2 protein-coding genes are annotated in these 1190 nt (G+C 36.7%); both read left to right on the top strand.

All coding sequences use genetic code 11. The features are described from left to right. Window positions 1-115: 115 nt before the first annotated feature. Window positions 116-757 (top strand): P-loop NTPase family protein, encoded by a 642-nt coding sequence (locus tag BM179_RS25005; RefSeq protein WP_143095327.1) that lies wholly within the window; start codon window positions 116-118, stop codon window positions 755-757. Further along, window positions 744-1079 (top strand): hypothetical protein, encoded by a 336-nt coding sequence (locus tag BM179_RS25000; protein WP_092019879.1) that lies wholly within the window; start codon window positions 744-746, stop codon window positions 1077-1079. Before BM179_RS25005 ends, BM179_RS25000 begins: the two co-directional genes overlap by 14 nt. Window positions 1080-1190: the final 111 nt, after the last annotated feature.

The following is a 1190-nucleotide window of genomic DNA, read 5'->3' as shown; positions in this document are numbered from 1 at the left end:
GAGGATAAAACCCAGTTAAACTATATCGTTAAAAAATGCCTTACAGCCGATGAATTGGGAAATATCGGCGGTTTGAGACGGGCTGAATCAATTCTCCTAATAATGCTGAATGCCAATGATTAAAGCCGTTACTCCGTCGAATATGCTAAAAATAAAGCATTCGACATTTGAGTTTGAGGCTCCCTGGTCAAATGCTTTTGGTTCTCAACCTTCCGACTCAGGTTATTGGATGATTTGGGGGAAGGAAAAGAACGGTAAAACGTGGTTTGCTCTATTACTTGCTAAGTATCTCTGTACTAAAAAAAGAGTTCTGTATATATCAGGAGAAGAAGGTTTAGAAAAAGAATTTGTGACTTCTTGCCGACGTGCAGGGATAACGGAAAAAACAAGAAACATCGGTTTTTCTGAATACATTCCGCTTGAACATATTGAAGTCCTCCTGGGTAGAAGGAATGCTCCTAAAGTTGTAGTGATTGATAATGTAACGGTTTACAAAGATGATTTGAAGGGGAAAACACTTTTCGAGCTAAAAGACAAATACCCGGACGTACTTTTTATATTCCTTGCACATGAAGATAGAAAAGAACCCTATACGGCTCCGGCAAAACTTTGCAGAAGGCTTGCAAAAATTATTGTATATGTAGAAGGCTTAAAAGCAATTGTTAAAGGACGATGTGAAGGAGGTGAATATCTAATAAACGAAGAAAGAGCAACTTTATATTGGGGAATTGAACAATCTGAACATGAGCAAGATTAAAATACTCACAAATACTACAGTAGAGATAAGAAAACAACTTGGCATTACTAAAGAACAACTATTCTGGGCGCAAGTGAATTTTGGTTGTGCATTCCTAGAATATTGGTTTGCTGAAGAAGCTTTGAAGATCGCTGTAAATACAAATTTCTGGGACTTATTTCTGCTTCAGTGGCATTCTGATGACCAACAGATTAAAAAGCAATTCAGACTTGAAAGTAAAGACGACTATTGGAGGCTCAAATTTCAATTTTTTGATGATGAAAAAATGTTAAAGACAATGGAAAATTTAATGGAATATAAGCATGAAACGAAGCACAAATAAACAACTGCATAGCCTGCTTAATCAAACGGGCTTAATGAGTGAAAAAGAAAGCCTGATCTACAGCTTTTCAGAGGGCTTGACGAGTTCAAGCAAAGAACTGAAAGAATATCA

It is taken from the genome of Pseudarcicella hirudinis, from assembly GCF_900115665.1.
Lineage (GTDB): Bacteria > Bacteroidota > Bacteroidia > Cytophagales > Spirosomataceae > Pseudarcicella > Pseudarcicella hirudinis.
The sequence above is the reverse complement of the archived record's forward strand: the minus strand, read 5'-3'. Positions and strand labels throughout refer to the sequence as shown.

What these genes read in the sequence shown, in the direction of transcription:
- BM179_RS25005 (WP_143095327.1), top strand. Translation starts at nt 116, where the DNA reads ATGATTAAAGCCGTTACTCCGTCGAATATGCTAAAAATAAAGCATTCG.
- BM179_RS25000 (WP_092019879.1), top strand. Translation starts at nt 744, where the DNA reads ATGAGCAAGATTAAAATACTCACAAATACTACAGTAGAGATAAGAAAA.